This window comes from Paenibacillus xylanilyticus, from assembly GCF_013359935.1.
Taxonomy (GTDB): Bacteria; Bacillota; Bacilli; order Paenibacillales; family Paenibacillaceae; genus Paenibacillus; species Paenibacillus xylanilyticus.
In genome coordinates this window covers 78,439-93,737 of sequence record NZ_JABMCB010000166.1, presented here as the reverse complement: position 1 = coordinate 93,737, position 15,299 = coordinate 78,439, and the positions used below count along the sequence as shown (strand labels likewise).

General features: G+C 41.8%; 16 protein-coding genes and 2 pseudogenes. 12 read left to right on the top strand and 6 right to left on the bottom strand.

All coding sequences use genetic code 11. The features are described 5' to 3' along the window. Positions 1–29 precede the first annotated feature (29 nt). From HP552_RS08095 to HP552_RS08085, 3 genes are all read right to left on the bottom strand, one after another. On the bottom strand, positions 30–638 hold the full coding sequence (locus HP552_RS08095) for an NADPH-dependent F420 reductase (RefSeq protein WP_175395040.1): 609 nt from the start codon (positions 636–638) through the stop codon (positions 30–32). Between the two features lie 188 nt (positions 639–826). Beyond that, positions 827–1,174, bottom strand: coding sequence for a winged helix-turn-helix transcriptional regulator (locus HP552_RS08090; RefSeq protein ID WP_108465545.1), 348 nt, complete (start codon positions 1,172–1,174; stop codon positions 827–829). A gap of 401 nt (positions 1,175–1,575) precedes the next feature. After that, entirely contained in the window at positions 1,576–2,376 is an 801-nt protein-coding gene (locus HP552_RS08085; RefSeq protein WP_175395039.1) for a hypothetical protein, read from the bottom strand. A gap of 451 nt (positions 2,377–2,827) precedes the next feature. Here HP552_RS08085 and HP552_RS08080 point away from each other — a divergent pair, with 451 nt between their 5' ends. Continuing rightward, positions 2,828–3,505: a hypothetical protein gene (locus HP552_RS08080; protein WP_246310800.1), complete on the top strand. Its 678-nt coding sequence runs from the start codon at positions 2,828–2,830 to the stop codon at positions 3,503–3,505. A 390-nt stretch (positions 3,506–3,895) separates the two neighbouring features. On the opposite strand, the gene HP552_RS08075 is transcribed toward HP552_RS08080, so the two are convergent. Continuing rightward, on the bottom strand, positions 3,896–4,861 hold the full coding sequence (locus HP552_RS08075; protein WP_175395038.1) for a helix-turn-helix transcriptional regulator: 966 nt from the start codon (positions 4,859–4,861) through the stop codon (positions 3,896–3,898). Between the two features lie 117 nt (positions 4,862–4,978). On the opposite strand from HP552_RS08075, the gene HP552_RS08070 reads away from it, so the two are divergent. From HP552_RS08070 to HP552_RS08045, 6 genes are all read left to right on the top strand, one after another. Continuing rightward, entirely contained in the window at positions 4,979–5,401 is a 423-nt protein-coding gene (locus HP552_RS08070; protein ID WP_175395037.1) for a DoxX family protein, read from the top strand. Between the two features lie 136 nt (positions 5,402–5,537). Next, positions 5,538–6,017 carry a GyrI-like domain-containing protein gene (locus HP552_RS08065; protein WP_175395036.1) on the top strand — a complete coding sequence of 160 codons (480 nt, stop codon included), beginning with the start codon at positions 5,538–5,540 and terminating at the stop codon, positions 6,015–6,017. A 23-nt stretch (positions 6,018–6,040) separates the two neighbouring features. Continuing rightward, entirely contained in the window at positions 6,041–6,508 is a 468-nt protein-coding gene (locus tag HP552_RS08060) for a DUF8821 family protein (RefSeq protein ID WP_175395035.1), read from the top strand. Between the two features lie 377 nt (positions 6,509–6,885). After that, positions 6,886–7,251: a hypothetical protein gene (locus tag HP552_RS08055; protein WP_175395034.1), complete on the top strand. Its 366-nt coding sequence runs from the start codon at positions 6,886–6,888 to the stop codon at positions 7,249–7,251. Positions 7,252–7,549: 298 nt separating this feature from the next. Then, complete coding sequence (locus HP552_RS08050) at positions 7,550–8,440, top strand: AraC family transcriptional regulator (RefSeq protein WP_175395033.1); 891 nt, start codon at positions 7,550–7,552, stop codon at positions 8,438–8,440. A gap of 218 nt (positions 8,441–8,658) precedes the next feature. Beyond that, on the top strand, positions 8,659–8,823 hold the full coding sequence (locus tag HP552_RS08045; protein ID WP_175395032.1) for a hypothetical protein: 165 nt from the start codon (positions 8,659–8,661) through the stop codon (positions 8,821–8,823). A gap of 416 nt (positions 8,824–9,239) precedes the next feature. Here HP552_RS08045 and HP552_RS08040 read toward each other — a convergent pair whose 3' ends face one another. Next, positions 9,240–9,788 carry a TetR/AcrR family transcriptional regulator gene (locus HP552_RS08040; RefSeq protein WP_175395031.1) on the bottom strand — a complete coding sequence of 183 codons (549 nt, stop codon included), beginning with the start codon at positions 9,786–9,788 and terminating at the stop codon, positions 9,240–9,242. A gap of 164 nt (positions 9,789–9,952) precedes the next feature. On the opposite strand from HP552_RS08040, the gene HP552_RS08035 reads away from it, so the two are divergent. After that, complete coding sequence (locus tag HP552_RS08035) at positions 9,953–10,870, top strand: alpha/beta hydrolase (protein ID WP_175395030.1); 918 nt, start codon at positions 9,953–9,955, stop codon at positions 10,868–10,870. Between the two features lie 528 nt (positions 10,871–11,398). Beyond that, positions 11,399–12,274, top strand: a pseudogene (locus HP552_RS08030) (alpha/beta hydrolase); the annotation flags it as partial. Between the two features lie 370 nt (positions 12,275–12,644). Here HP552_RS08030 and HP552_RS08025 read toward each other — a convergent pair. Then, complete coding sequence (locus HP552_RS08025) at positions 12,645–13,205, bottom strand: TetR/AcrR family transcriptional regulator (protein ID WP_175395028.1); 561 nt, start codon at positions 13,203–13,205, stop codon at positions 12,645–12,647. Between the two features lie 246 nt (positions 13,206–13,451). Here HP552_RS08025 and HP552_RS08020 point away from each other — a divergent pair, with 246 nt between their 5' ends. The 3 genes and pseudogenes from HP552_RS08020 to HP552_RS08005 all read left to right on the top strand — a co-directional run bounded on the left by HP552_RS08020 (position 13,452) and on the right by HP552_RS08005 (position 14,955). Further along, positions 13,452–14,180, top strand: a complete 729-nt coding sequence (locus HP552_RS08020; protein WP_312884238.1) for an NAD(P)-dependent oxidoreductase — start codon at positions 13,452–13,454, stop codon at positions 14,178–14,180. 66 nt (positions 14,181–14,246) lie between these two features. Further along, positions 14,247–14,704 (top strand): annotated as a pseudogene (locus HP552_RS35760) (MBL fold metallo-hydrolase). A gap of 50 nt (positions 14,705–14,754) precedes the next feature. Then, a complete protein-coding gene (locus HP552_RS08005; RefSeq protein ID WP_175395024.1) occupies positions 14,755–14,955 on the top strand; it encodes a hypothetical protein in 201 nt (66 codons plus the stop codon). The last annotated feature ends 344 nt before the right edge of the window (positions 14,956–15,299 follow it).

Below are 15,299 nucleotides of genomic sequence, written 5' to 3'. Positions count from 1 at the left end.
TTATTGATAAAATGCAGTATAGAATAACGTTATCGTACAGTGTATTGATCCAGCAGATTTAAATTCAATCCGGCGAGAGGTCCTCCTATTTGCTGCAGCAGACCGCCCTGGCTCAAGGATCCAAGATCAATACAGGCAAAGCCAATCTTCTCCCAAATTTCTTTCAAGACTTGTTTTACCTGGATGTTGTCACCGGACATGAACAGGACAGTCTTCGGCTTCTCTTCCGTGTAATCCTTAATCCATTCCATCGGAACACTGTTAAAAGCTTTAATTACATGAGCACCCGGAGCATATTGGGCTACGATTTCACTTGAATTCTTTCCTGACCATTCACCAAGTAGAGGTTCTGTATTTTCAAAACGGTTGGTAGCATCAATAAGAACGCGGCCTGTCCAGTCAGGAACCATTGACAAAGCAGCAGGCATTTGCGCCCACGCCACGCATAATATTACAAAGTCCTGCTCAGCTGCTTCTGACGGTGTTCCGGATTTTGCGCCAGCACCGAGCGAGCTTATTAGATCTGAGAGCGTTTCGGGACCACGGTTATTACTGAGAATAACTTCATGACCGTGAAGCAATAGATGTTTCGCCAGTGTTTGAGCAACTGTTCCAGCACCAATAAAGCCAAATTTCATAACGCACCTCCAAAAACTTATCGACCTACATACGACTCCTTTTATTAGTCCTTTGATTTTCTTCATGGCCACAAGTCTTATTATGTTCCATCTATAACTTTTAAAATAGTACGTACTTTTAGGTTATATAGTAACTAAAAAGTGATAATTGCGATGAAGTGCAGAATAAATGGGTCAATGAAATTGCTCTATTCTACATTTAATCTCCGATATTCATCCTTGCTCAAGTTCTTCTCTGCATAATTTTGGCCCCAATCACAAAGAGCTCGCAAAGTGGGTTCAAGTGACATACCCATTTCTGATATTGAATATTCCACTTTTGGTGGTACCTGATTGTACATTTTTCTTATAATCAAATTAGCACTCTCCAACTCCCGCAACGACTGGACTAACATTTTCTGAGATATTGTGGGTATGAGCCTTTTCAATTCACCGGTCCGTTTAGGACCTTTTATTAAATAATACAGAATAAGAGGCCTCCACTTCCCGCCAATGACATTTAAAGTGATTTCCAGATCACAATAAAAAGTTTTCAATTAAAAAACACTACCCTTCATTAAATTTCCACTATTATAATACATGATAACCCTATTACTTGTTGATCTAACGGGAAACGTTAGTTCAGTAAAACCAAGGAAGCAGCTGACCATCGTGATCGGCTGCTTTTGTTCAACTAACGGGCAGGATAGTTGAATAGGAACGTCCTGGGTGTGTGAGCCTGCGCCGGGGGGCGCTATGGAGTAGCGTGGATCTCGTCCGGATCGGAGGGAGCAGTTTATTTCCCTCCGGACGCTCTGCGAACGAACCGCTGCTCCGTGCTGAAGCACCCCACAGGAGATCAAAAAAAGGCAGAGATTCTTCAATAGAAGAGAATCTCTGCCCTGCTATTCTTTTAAATGACGAAACAATCAATAAAGAGCGAATTCAGCGGCTTTTGTTACTTCACGGGCTGATAAGGAGCCTCTCTGTACAAGTCAAACTCCGCCAGTATCTGGTTATAGCCGTCCACAACTTCGCCTTCATCTACCCTTCCGGAAGCAACTATGCATGAGGCAGAGGCCCGGCATATCTGATAGAGATTGTTCTCTTCATCTTCTTTTCTGATTTGTTCAATAAGCTCAAATTCATCAGGACTCATGTAGTAGAAAGCAATCATTACATCCTCTATCCCTTTTTGCAGCAAGCTTCTCTGGATTAGGTCAATGTTTTTTGCCTCAGCCATTTTATCTATGCTCTTCGTTTGCTTCACATATACGTCAACAAGAGCAGAGTAATCATAATCCCCGGTTAATGTAGCAGGAGTGTATTTAGTATCCGGCATATTTCCCCAGGCCCCGTTATCATATCCGGCGTCGATTTTAATGTCTCTGCCCAAAATGGGAGATATGAGCTCCGATAATTCGCTCTTCAATTTCCCTGCCATAAGGTGATTTATGTAGTCATCCTCAATGATGCCCTTTTCTTCCCAATACTCTACCTTAAACGTTTCTTCGGGCGCATCTACCGGATAAGCCTGTGTTTCAAAGCCCACTGCATCTCCAGTGAGTTCTCCAGGAACATGTATAAAGAGATCATCAGCTGTTTCCACTGCAAATTCCTTTTCATACTTTTCCGCCAGGTGTTTTTCAATCTTCGCGGTTGCTGCTTTTTTTTCTGATGTCGAATGTCTGTCACAGGCTGTTAATGCTACTGTTAATATCAATGTGATTACAGCCAGAAACCAAATCCTCCGGTTCAAAACCATCCCTCCGCGTATTCGTTATCCGATGTGCTCAAAAATACAGTCAAGTTATAAGGTCTATTTTTTTACCATTATATACTACATCCTTCATGACTTCACAGCACTCAGTAATCTATAATTATAGTTGCAGCAGCAAATAGGTTAACGTCATTCAGGAATTTATAATCCGGACATCACTCTTAGCCTGTAAAAGAAGTACACTAGTGGGCCGTCCTGGGTGTGAGCTGCGCCTGTGGGCGCTAGAAGCTGCGCGGATCTCGTCCGGATCGGAGAGAGCAGCGGCGTGACGGTCGCCTGGGCTTCAAACTGTTCTGTGAAAATAAATTGTTAGACTGAAAAATAAAGTATAAGACCATGAAAATAAAGTTGTAGACTGGCAGCCGGCATTAGCCAACCGGTAGGATAATAGTCGCCGAATGGAACTTGGTACTAAAAGGAGGCAGGACACATGCTAGAAGAACAGGAAATATTCGCGAGCGAAGGATATAACAGGTCGTACGCAATTGCTACGGGTATGCCGATTTTGAATCTTAGGGGCAGCATACCGCGTGAAGGTAACGGCCAACTACCGTTTCCGTGGGTGACAACGGGCATCAGGATTGATAAAGAACAGATGTTGGAAACCGTTATGAAGCAAAAGACACTCGAGTATTTGTTTAATATGCAATTCAGTAAGGAGGAGATGACCGACCGCAATTTGGTTGTAGGCTGTTATGAATACAGGAATCCGAATGACAAGGAACAAATATTGCTATATGCGCTGGTTTCGTTAAAGGAATTTCTCGCGAGATACGGCGATGAACGGGCATCGGAGATTCTGATGCGAGTTGGCTGCACATACGAGAAGATTATGGAGGAATGCGATGAAGCCATTAAAGAACACTTTGCAGTGTTGCGCCGGTCACTTCATTTAAAGAATTTGAGGGACAAATACGATGTCGTTTACGAGTGGAGTGAAGAGGAAGGGGTAAAAACGTACATAATCAGATACACCAAATCGAGTTATACGAAGATTAAAGCTAAATCATTCGAAGAGTTGACCAAACTCTATGATGAGCAACGGAAGAAGGATGCAAAGAAGACGTTCGCGATTCTGGAACCGTTAGAAGCATTTATGCAAGCCTAAGAAAACCGCCCCTTTATGGGGCGGTTATTCAACATTTCATCGAAAGAAGGTGTCTAACAATTGGGGTGCAGTTCATGTCGGGAGTGTTTTTTTTGTTTGTACAATGATGTATTTACTTAGCATTTGAATGAATTCATCACGGTGAAAGGCGTCACAAGTCATTAAGCTAACGGGAAACGTTAGTTCAATAAGACCAAAGGAGGCAGCAGATCAACATGATCGGCTGCCTTTATTCAACTAACGGGCAGGTTAGTTTGAGATCATTTGCAGTGAACCGAGGAATGTTGGGGGGCTTGCGATTCAGGTACGAAAGTAAGGCTAGGTAATTTGCAAAGTTCGTAAATAGTGGGGGCTCCCTAATAGATCGTAAATGCAAATTAAATTAAATTCTCACGAGTTCCCTAATAAAGCTATACTCTCCTGCAAACGTTCCACAACCTCTATCGGCATTTCCCTGACCTTAATATCTCGACCTAGGAAAAGCAGCCAATTTGTTATTTCGGCCAACTCATCCGGATGATGAACATTGATGAAAGTCTTTAAAATAGCCGTAGTCTGAAAAGGATTTGTGTATGAAATTGAGATTTTTAAGGGATGGTATTTTTTGTACTGGGCAATCGATTTTGGACCAAGTTCTAGGACAAGGTTGATGGCTCCCTCCTGCTTGCTTAGTTGTTCTAAAATCTTCTTCTTATTTATTCTTTTTTTCTTAGGGTATGGTTTGACATCTGTGAGATTGTCGACAGGAATAATCCGCCTCTTTTCCTCCTCGAGATCAAAGCCTTCAATTTGCCAAGAGCTTTTTTCGCGGTAAAGGTGCAACAAATAGATGGGATAAGATTTTATTTGCCTCGATTCCTCGACGGAAACCATTAAATAGCTGTCCATAAGAATGGTTTGGATCAATTGTTCTAACATAGGATGGGGCAGATCTGACAGATCAAGCAGGTCGGGATTGTGGGGGTTGGTTCCTTCGAACAACAGGGTTTGATTTAACAGAACGAGATCATCTTGCTGGCTTTCCGAGATAAGACCGAGTAATTTTTCCGCTAAAGAATGGCGACTCTTGAGATATGGGAGCTGTTGATTTTTTGTGGCCATGAAGGCAATAAATAGTGCTTTAATCTCATTATCGGTAAAGCGGACAGTCGGCAGGACAGAGTTGTTCATAACAAAATAACCCCCGTCCCTCCCAACCTCGGCGACAAGAGGCATCCCCATTGCTTCAATTTCTCTGATATCTCTAATGGCTGTTGAACGAGAGATGTTAAATTCTCGCATGATTTCAGAAATGGTAAATTGAGCGCGGTTATTGATGTACCGCATGATGATGTTAATCCGTTCAATTTTTTTCATTTGGCCCTCTAAACAGTATCATATTTTGACATGATTTATAGCTATTATAAACGTATCAAGTGAAATAACAAATCATTTGATCAATTCAAAATAAATGAGATCATTGGAGGAATGAGAATGAGTACGATCATCGGTAATGAAAAAATTGCGGAAGAAGAATACCGTCCTATTGGAAGGATAGTCGCTTATTGGATTGTCACAATAGTACTCGCATTCTCCATTGCATTAAGCGGTATCGGACAACTGATGCGATATGGGGGGAATGTCGATCTGGTGACCGATATTGGTTTCCCTTTATATGTCACGAACATTCTTGGAGGTTGGAAATTGCTTGGAGTCATCGTGATCGTAATGCCAGGTTTCCCCCGGCTTAAGGAATGGGCTTATAGCGGTCTCTTTTTTCTCATGACGGGTGCTGCCCTATCCCATGCGTTCGCTAACGATTACGGTGATTACGGATTCCATATTATTCTTCCGCTTTTCTATGCCGTGCTTGGCATTGCCTCTTGGGCGCTGCGTCCGAAAAGCCGCAAACTGTAATGGGTAGGGAAACTAACAAAAGTTCGTGCATGGCTCCGATAAACAGTATCACATTTTGACACGATTTATAGTTATTATAGACGTAACAAGTGAAAAACAATTCATTTGATCCATTTCAGAAAAAGGAGTGTTAAACATGGCAGTGTATACCCTTGAAAAAAAAGACAGCTTTATCGTTCTAGGTATTGGCACGGAGTTGAAGAGCGATTACACGGATTATGCAGGTATGAACAAGGAGAAGCAAGACTTTTGGCAATCCGTGGTGCAGGATGGAAGGCTTGACGCTTTAAAGGCCGTCGCTGCAAACGACTACATTTTTGCCGTGAACGAAGCGATAAATCACAAGATGATGTATTATGCCGGTGTCATGACTGAAGCATCGGTACCAGAAGAACACCGAGTGATCCAATTCCCTAAAGGACAATACCTCGTCGTCAAAGGGGAAGGGAAGACGGCTGATGAGTTGAGTAATAGGCTGACTGGTATCGCCTTTGGTCAAGTCTTGCCAGCAGCAGACGATTTTGCTTATGTTGGCGGGCCCAATGCAACCGTTGAGATGGGGCAGCGAGACGGCCTAGTATATGGGGAAATGTGGATTCCAGTTGTGGAGAAGTAAATGAAATCAGAGGAGGAACGAGGATGTCCCCTATCGTTGGTTTTAAAAATGTGTCCACAGTTGGTCTAGAATCTTCACCAGTAGCAGAAGCGCTTGCTGGTATGCGAGCAAATGAAGCCCGTTACTTTATGAACAAATACAAGCATGAATTTACGGTCGTACCAGCCGGCGAGAGCCAGGAGACGCTTGCGTACGTGAGCCGAATTTTGAAAGAAGAACGTGGTATTGAGTTTGCGGCCAAACCGTTGGAAACATCTCATTTTCAAGTGGATAATATTAGATGGGCCTACGTCTTTTATGAAGATGGTCTGGCGGTCAACATCATGTATACATTGGATAACCCCAAAAAGCGGGCCGTTGGTTTTAAGCTTTCAGAGGGGATGGAAGTGCCTCAAGAGCTGGAAGAAAAGAAGTTTAAATTTGCTAGACAGAAGTCCAAACTGGCTGGGACAATTCGAGGTACGTTCTTTGTGATAAAAGGAGAATATTGAAGCAAACAGCACCCATAAGTTAACACTAACGGGAAATGATAGCTCAATAAAACCAAGGAGGCAGCCGATCTACATGATTGGTTGCCTTTGTTCATGTAATGGACAGTTTAGTTCAAAAGCGTAGCTAATTTTATTTTGAAAATGACAGTGATGAAATAAGAGCAGTCAGAAACAGTTCATATGACGTTCCGACGAGATGCAAGATTAAGTTAACGGGAAACGATAGCTTAACAAAGAAGGCAGTCGGTCAATTGTGATCGGCTGCTTTTGTTCAACTAACGGGCAGGTTAGTTGAATATCGCGGAAAGATATATTCAAATACTGAGTCTTTCTGGTCTAATAGTTAGATGATATTATGATTAGTGTGATAGGGGGCTATGATGCGTAAATATTTTTTCGTTTTGTGTTTAGTTTTTGTGTACGTTTCTTTGGTTACGGGATGTAGTTTTCTGAGCGGAAATACCTCAGTAAAAGAAGCCAATTTAACCGGATATTCTTCAAGTGAGTTGCAGGCATTATTGAAATCAATAGCAGACCATGTTGATTACAATGTGTCGGGGAAAAAACAAAGAATTTATTACGAATCTGATATTGGAAAAATTGTTGTGCAGGCAGAACTTACGGACAGTGAAGTCGAGGAGCTTAACAAGCAATTTGGAGAAGAGCTAATTAGTTTAAAACCTGTAGATAATGAGGATTTGGTCGGGATAACTCCGTCACAAGACAATCCTTTCCCCCAGTAAGTACATGGCTTAGAAAAAAATCAATGGTATTGCGGGATTTCGCTAATGGGGAACATTGGTTCAATACAATTAAGAAAGCAGCTGATCCATATGATCGGCTGCTTTTAATTTAACTAACGGACAGATTAGTATAAAAGATTATCTTAACGTTCAGGATTACCTGTAATAAATACATCTTTGCGCTATATAATTTAATTTTTAGATTCGACTTGAATTCTCCAAGGAAACTTAATTGTGCACAAATAGTTGCGATATGAAAATGTAGTGAAACTATACTTCTGTTAAGAGGAGGGATCAGATGGATTGGCCTATGAGGATGAATCGAGCATTGGATTACATTGAATTGAATCTAACTGGAAAGATCGAATTGAAGGAAGTTGCTAAATGTGCTTGTTGTTCTTCACATCAGTTCCAGAGAATGTTCTCATTCATTACAGATGTGTCTCTTGCGGAATATATAAGGAGAAGAAGGCTTACTCTCGCTGCAATTGAATTGCAGAATAGTAATCTGAGAGTAGTTGATATTGCGATAAAGTATGGTTATGAATCTCCAGTTTCATTCGCAAGGGCTTTTCAATTATTACATGGTGTTAATCCAGCAATGGCCCGAGAAGAAGGGACTTCCCTCAAAGCCTTTCCTCGGCTTTCCTTCCTTATTTCAATTAAAGGGGAAAAGGCTATGAACTATCGTATTGAGACAAAAGAATCCTTTCAAGTATTCGGTATTGAAAAAGTATTTCAATTAAACGGAGCAGATACTCCAGCAGAATTATGGAAGCAATGCCATGCTAACGGCGAGGTTGAAAGGCTGGCGGACAATGCTGGAGACCTACCAACCTTTTTAAATCAGAACTATCATAAAATACATGCTGTTTGTAGCTACAAAAAAACAGATGAGGATCATTTTCCTTATATGCTGTCCGCATTCAAAGGGGATTCGAGTAAAACTGAGGGTTACACAAGTATAACCATACCAGCTCAAACATGGGCAATTTTTACCTCTGATCCGTTCACATGGGACAAATTTGATGAAACAATTGAGACATTATATAAACGGTTCTTCTCCGAATGGCTTCCTACTGCTGGATACGAACAGGTCGATGGGTTGGAATTTGAAATTACAGGAGCTAAAGACGGGCTTAATTTCGTTGAGCTATGGTTTGCGGTAAGTAAAATAAATGAGTTGTGATTGTTTCAGAAAGCTTCTTCTTTGAATATACTTAAAACAGATAGAGTAGTTTGCAATTGGCAAATGCTCTATTCCTCGTTAAACTAACGGGAAACGTTAGCCCAATAAGGCGGCATCGTTTCATACGGTTCTTTAGCAAATGGACCGTCAGATATGACTACTCTTTCTGTCAAGGCGCTTACGCTGGGGTAACAATCCTGACCTGGCAGGAAGATGCGATGGCAGAAGAGCGTATGCAAGACATGGAAGCAGCTATTGAGGTAGGGACCAATTCGAAAACGATGTTATCAAGCTACACGGAATTTGATTTATCGGAAATTCACCTTGCAGTGAAAGTTGTTAGTGCGCCTGAAAAAAAAGGCAACATCGTTTTAAAATTTTAATTGCTACTCCTGCTGCGCTGATAACACCAATTTAATGACTTTGTTACAAGAGGAGTTCCGATTCAAAGTTAGTGGCCAACGTAAGTGAATTGATTATGTATCACGAGAACCATGCCAGGAGTAGACCTGGTTTTGAGGCACATGATCCTTTTCTTTCACAAGAATCGTGAAGTCAAACGGAACACGACTGGGTGTTTGTGTTGAGATTTCCAAGTTTTTATAATATGTAACACTTCATATAATAAACAAACAAGCCAAACTATAATGGAGAAGCCGAATTTATTTTTATAATGATAAATGCAGCATTAATGTCTAGTTGTCTAATTGAAATGGTACAATGTTCTTGTTTTATCCGTTTGCTCTCCAGCAAGCGGATATTTTAATTTTACAATCAGGAAGACATATAATAGATCTCATTAGCTAGTAGTTAATTGTGTCATATATAACTGAACCACTTGCGCTGACACAGCCTCGATATCACTGTCTATTTCGTCCAATACGTAGGATTCAAGTACACCCATGGTTGCCATCCCTAAAAACTTCAAAAAAATACGCTTATCGATGATCGGAAGTGTTTCATCATTCAACTTTTTATCAATCTCTCCCATAGTAAAGGACAACAGCTTTTTGCGAAAGGCTGAAGCACTGTCACTTTGAAATAAAGCAGCAAAGAATGATTTGTGAAGCTCAAAGTAAGAAAACCACATAAGTGAACCTTCAGTTATGCCGATATCCTTTTTTTGATCACATATTTCTTGCAGTTGTGCGATATGGTCGTCCACCATTTGATCCAACAGATCGTATTTATCAAGATAATGTAGATAAAATGTTTTTCGACCTACATTGGCTTTCTCTGTCAGATGTTTAACTGTGATGTTATCAAACCCTTCCTGAATGATCATTTGCAAAAAAGTTGATTGAATCGCTTGTCTGGACTTTACGATTCTGCGGTCTATTTTATCCATAGCGTCGTCCTCCTGTACATTTCTACACATTGTATGTGGTGTGTGTATTAACACACATGTGAAGTGATGTGGTTATTGAATCTAATGCTTGATTATTTTAACCTAAATATACATAAGGCGAATAATACGCACAAGTGTCATAAATAGAAAAGGTGGTTTTATAGATGATAGTAATCCAAAAGAACGTTAAATTCCTAGCGCAGGGTCTGGCTTTAGCTGCAATTCTCCGAATACCTGAGCACGCTGAAGAAAAGAAAGGTAATCCGGCTATTGTCTGTGTTCATCCGGGTAGTAGCTGCAAAGAGCAAACAGCAGGCATCTATGCAGAGAAACTTGCCGGGTTGGGCTATGTGACGATTGTATTTGATGCATCGTATCAGGGAGAAAGTGAAGGCGAGCCTCGTCATGCCGAATACCCGTCCGCTCGTGTGGAAGATATTCGCTCTGCTGTGGATTACCTGACTACTCTGGAATATGTCGATGAGCATCGGATTGGTGTACTGGGGGTATGTGCTGGAGGAGGATATGCAGTACATGCTGCAATGACGGAACGACGCATCCAGGCAGTGGCTGCAGTTTCCGTTGCGAACATAGGTCGCGGATATCGTGAAAACGATCCAATTGGAATGTTGGAGCAGGTTGCTCAGCAACGTACGGCTGAGGCACGCGGGGCAGAACCTCTGACTAACCCATGGATTCCTGGAAGCCACGAAGAAAGAGAAGCAGCAGGGATGAATGAACTTGATATTAAACAAGCAGTGGATTACTACCGCACATCCAGAGGTCAGCATCCGAACTCACCTAACCGTTTGAAATTTACAAGTGTAGATTCCATTATTGCCTTTGACGCGTTTCATCTGGCAGACTCTTTGTTAACCCAACCTTTGCAGATCATTGTCGGTAGTATACAGGGAGCGTTTGGTTCTTACCATGATGGTCATGATTTGTATCAACGTGCAGCCTCGGAACATAAAGATCTGTTTATTGTAGAAGGAGCCAGTCATTATGACTTGTACGATAAGACTGAGCCAGTGAAGAAAGCTGTTGACAGATTGGACGCTTTCTATAAAAAGTATCTTTAATGCGCTTTACGGACAACCCTCAAACAATAGACTATGATTTCTTAGCGCATGAATGTAAGAGACTATACTGATCTCTCTAAGTCATCATTCATGGGAATAAATTTGTCTAAGAAAAGAAAATCCAATTCAATACCAAGATAAAATACAAGTTACAGGCGACCTGAGCTCTGAACAATTCGGAATTTGAGCCGCCTGAAACTTGTTTGCTTTAATGTGCATTTATTGACTTAGCGAGAGTCTCTTCATAATCAAGCTCAATCTTCATGACGTCTGCCATTGTTTGTACAAACGGTTTCTTCTGTGGCTGGACTTAGAGACGTTTTGTACATTAACATAGATGGAGTGAGTCAATGATCGGTACAATAATGTACCGTTTTTTTGTGTCCAGGGAGACTGTTTTTAAAATGGTACCTGAGAGGTGATGAATTTCCGGAATTTCATTCTCTGAGAGATGAGCTTCTGGTTAACATCGGGGGGGGGAGCGGGTGAGAAGCGGGTGAGAAGCTATTTGACTCCAATGTTAAGACATGGTCTTACGAAGATGTGGCCTTGTCTGAAAAGGAAGATCAATATCCGGTTTTATTCTATTCTCATGGTGCAGGCGCTTACCCGCAGCAAGGCACGTTGTACTGTCAAGACCTGGCTAGCTCCGGCTATATTGTCGTATCCATTGGCTGCGCGGAAAGTGGTATGTATAAACTCAAGGATGGACGAATAGCTAGGATGTCAGAGAGATTCATCGATGATTTAAATAAATATGGACAAGAATACGCCACGCTAATTACGCCACATATGCCTCAAATTGTGGCAGAAAAGCTCGAGAAAGAAAAAGCCATTGAGATCTCTCATACATTGACTTCGGCCCCTGCAGCAGTCAATTTTTCAAAATATGTTGTGTTACAGAGTGAGGATGTGAGACATATCGCAGACCATCTATACAAAATGAATAGTGGTGACATGGAATCGATTTTTAAAGGTAGATTGCACCTTAAAATCGGTATGGGGATGTTTAGACATTCGTTTGGAGGAACGACAGCGACCATTGTTACCCGAGACGATGACCGATTTGTCGGCGGTGTAAATCTTGACGGTAATATGTTAGGTGCCGTGGATAGCGATCTTAAGAAACCCTTCATGCAGCTCAGTACTGCGCTTGCTTATAATACGAACGCATTTCTTCTTGAAACCAACAGTCAGGAAACATACTTCGTCATTATTGACAATGTGACTCACGGTGACTTTTCCGACGCCTTGTTTGCCTTCACGAATGAGGCTTCCAGAGGAACCCGGGACGCCATGGAACAGCGCAACATTATTACCTCTTATACAAAGGCGTTTTTTGATAAATATATGTTGAAAAAGGAAACAGAAATTGAAGCCTTAGTTTTGACGGTGTTGAAATGATTAAGAAGCCTCAGAAGCCTTAGCATTTATTTGCTGAAAATTGAACAAACAATAAGGTATGAAGAAGATACCTCTCAAGTGGTTGAGACAATAATATCCTGAAGTTGTCAATAGAAGTATTTATTGGGCGGACGAAGAAACAGCAGAGTATTTTAGGAGCAAGCAGAACTGAAGCTGGATGCATATAACATATATACCATTAGGCCAACACTTACATCTCGATCATTTAGATAAGGTTTATAAATCAATTCGCTGAACTAACGGGAAACGTTAGTCCTGTAAAACCGAGGAGGCAGCCGACTTAGTGACGGCTGCTTTTATTCAACTAACGGGCAGGATAGCGAAATAAAGTGTGTTGATTCAAGATCGATTATAAATTCCTTTCTAACAACGCCCCCACTCGTTGTGCCATATAGTGAGGAGGGGAGGGCTTTCCATTCTTGAACCACCATTCCACTACCCCTACGATAGCAGCTCCAAAAAATTGAATAATCACATCTTCAGCGTCACCGTCACTTAATCCTTGAGAATTTCCTTCGGTTATGTTTTCTACATTCTTTAACTCTTGGAGGACAAACTCAAGGAACCGACTGTGAAAAAAAGGACCTCCTTGATTCGCCAACATCGTTGAAAAGAATAAATAATGACTCTCAAAGTACTCGAACCATAACAATACCGTATCATAAAAAACGGTATTATTAGCTGCTAATTCACAGAGTTTCCGTAGTTCGTAAATATGTTCTTCCATTAGCTTATCTAGAAGATCAAATTTATCTATGTAGTGAAGATAGATGGTTCTTCGGCTAACATTTGCCCTATCGGAAATTTCTTGTATAGTAATTTGGTCGATTTTTTTTTCAATCATCAGTTCAATCAGAGCTTTTTTTATCGCTTCTTGAGATTTGATTATTCTTCTATCCACCTTAGACACTATGAGTCACCATGCTTTCTGAAATAAATTACACAACTTCAAATGATTTGTGAACAAATGCACGAATTACGGTTATTTGGTAATTGCTGACGCATTATTTTTTTGTTTATTATTATACACAGTTGTTATCTAATACTCCAGTGTGCATTTTTCTGTGGATATTAACCAGTAGGAGCCGATCTTCTTCGCGGTTGGCAAGCTGCGTCAAAGCTTTGGCAGCCACCGGTGCTGTCTAGTAAAGCAGCTATGAATACGAGTAATAATTATCACATTCGAAGGGGGAACTACTTAATGAAGGTAACAGTAATAGGGGCGACGGGTGCGACTGGCAGGAAAGTGATAGAGCGAGCACTTGATTTGGGGCACGAGGTTGTAGCCGTGGCTCGCCGGCCGGAAGTCATCGCCCCCACAGCGCGCCTCAGCGTCCGACGGGGAGATGTACTCGATGTGCCGAGCATTGCCAAGGCCTTGGCCGATACAGATGTGGTAATTAGTTGCATAGGTCCTACCGGAAACTTTTCGCAGGGTACCGTCATATCGGAGGGGATCTCGAACATCCGCAAAAACTTTTCGCCAGGAACCATCATGTCGGTGGGCATTACGAACATCCTGGCAGCCTGTCAGAGCGCCGGAGTTAAGCGCTTCGTCATGCAGAGCGGCATTGGTCTGAGCGATGGAAAAGAACTTTCAGCACTAAATCGCTTGGCCATAAATATTTCGGGTCGTATTTTCACGAAGGCGGTTGAGGACAAGGCCATTGCCGAGCGTGCAGTACAACGGAGCGAATTAGATTGGATCATTGTACGACCGCCCGCTCTTAGCGACGTAGCCGCCACTTCGAAATATACGGCAGGCCCCTCGACCCGCATTTCTCCGCTCCGGCCACTTTCCTTCGCTGACTGCGCCGACTGCCTCGTAAGGGCGGCGACGAATGAACCAACCTGGGTCAGGAAGATCGTTAACGTTGGGCGATAATGGGGTTGTCTTAAACGGAACGTTAGTTTTCGTTATTCTATTTTTGAACTGGATGGCAAATTATTATTGTTAGACCCGGTATTTACGGACTATACCCCTCCCTTTAGATTTGGTGGCAGGCGTTATAGTGAACAAATGCCAATCGAAATTGAGGTCTTTCCCGAAATTGATGCTGTACTTATATCACACGATCACTATGATCATCTAGATTATCGGGCAATCAAGAAATTAAGAAACAAAGTAAGAAAGTTTCTTGTCCCTCTCGGTGTAGGCAGCCATCTTGAGAGATGGGGGGATACTGAGCGGATTGTTGAACTTGACTGGTGGGAAGAAGTGGAGGTTTTAACCTGAAGTTCCGCTGCACACCGACAAAGCATTCTTCGGGAAGAGGATTTGGTCAGAATTTAACCTTGTGGTCTTCGTGGATCATAGATGGAAGACATACAAATGTGTTTTACAGTGGGGATAGCGGCTATAGTCCACACTTTAAAGAGATTGGTGAAAAATATGGCCCATTTATTTGACACTAATCGAATCCGGACAATATGACAATAAAGGCTGGTGGCCTTTTCATATGTTCCCAGAAGAAACGGTACAATCCCATATTGATCTCCGGGGTAACCTGTTACTTCCTGTCCACTGGGGTGCTTTTACATTGGCGATTTATGACTGGGATGAACCCATTGAACGTGCTCTCAAAGCTGCTCATGAAAGAGACGTATCCATTGCTACGCCTCGTATTGATTGGAGAAACAGTCGAAATAAGTTTATTTAATGTACCACTACTCCATGGTGGAGAGTTAACAATGGAGATTTTATATGCCCAATATAATCATACTCAAACTTATTTTAGGGGATCAGCCTCTTTTGGGGACAGCAAACAGGTTTGTCAAATGGGGGGGCGGATCTAATTGGCTGTCTGTATGTTTTGATCCTTTGCGATAGAGTTTATTGTTACGGGGAACATGTTCGTGTGTATTCACAAAGCGATTGAACTAACGGGAAACGATAGCTCAATAATGCAAAGAAGCAGCTGATCAAAGTGATCGGCTGCTTTTGTTCAACTAACGGGCAGAATAGCAAAATACGCGAATAATATATAATCGAATTCAAACGTTC

Coding starts and splice junctions, on each gene's coding strand:
- HP552_RS08095 (WP_175395040.1), bottom strand. CDS start 638: ATGAAATTTGGCTTTATTGGTGCTGGAACAGTTGCTCAAACACTGGCG.
- HP552_RS08080 (WP_246310800.1), top strand. CDS start 2,828: ATGCTAGAAGAACAGGAAATATTCGCGAGCGAAGGATATAACAGGTCG.
- HP552_RS08075 (WP_175395038.1), bottom strand. CDS start 4,861: ATGAAAAAAATTGAACGGATTAACATCATCATGCGGTACATCAATAAC.
- HP552_RS08070 (WP_175395037.1), top strand. CDS start 4,979: ATGAGTACGATCATCGGTAATGAAAAAATTGCGGAAGAAGAATACCGT.
- HP552_RS08065 (WP_175395036.1), top strand. CDS start 5,538: ATGGCAGTGTATACCCTTGAAAAAAAAGACAGCTTTATCGTTCTAGGT.
- HP552_RS08060 (WP_175395035.1), top strand. CDS start 6,041: ATGTCCCCTATCGTTGGTTTTAAAAATGTGTCCACAGTTGGTCTAGAA.
- HP552_RS08055 (WP_175395034.1), top strand. CDS start 6,886: ATGATGCGTAAATATTTTTTCGTTTTGTGTTTAGTTTTTGTGTACGTT.
- HP552_RS08050 (WP_175395033.1), top strand. CDS start 7,550: ATGGATTGGCCTATGAGGATGAATCGAGCATTGGATTACATTGAATTG.
- HP552_RS08045 (WP_175395032.1), top strand. CDS start 8,659: ATGGCAGAAGAGCGTATGCAAGACATGGAAGCAGCTATTGAGGTAGGG.
- HP552_RS08040 (WP_175395031.1), bottom strand. CDS start 9,788: ATGGATAAAATAGACCGCAGAATCGTAAAGTCCAGACAAGCGATTCAA.
- HP552_RS08035 (WP_175395030.1), top strand. CDS start 9,953: ATGATAGTAATCCAAAAGAACGTTAAATTCCTAGCGCAGGGTCTGGCT.
- HP552_RS08020 (WP_312884238.1), top strand. CDS start 13,452: ATGAATACGAGTAATAATTATCACATTCGAAGGGGGAACTACTTAATG.
- HP552_RS08005 (WP_175395024.1), top strand. CDS start 14,755: ATGTTCCCAGAAGAAACGGTACAATCCCATATTGATCTCCGGGGTAAC.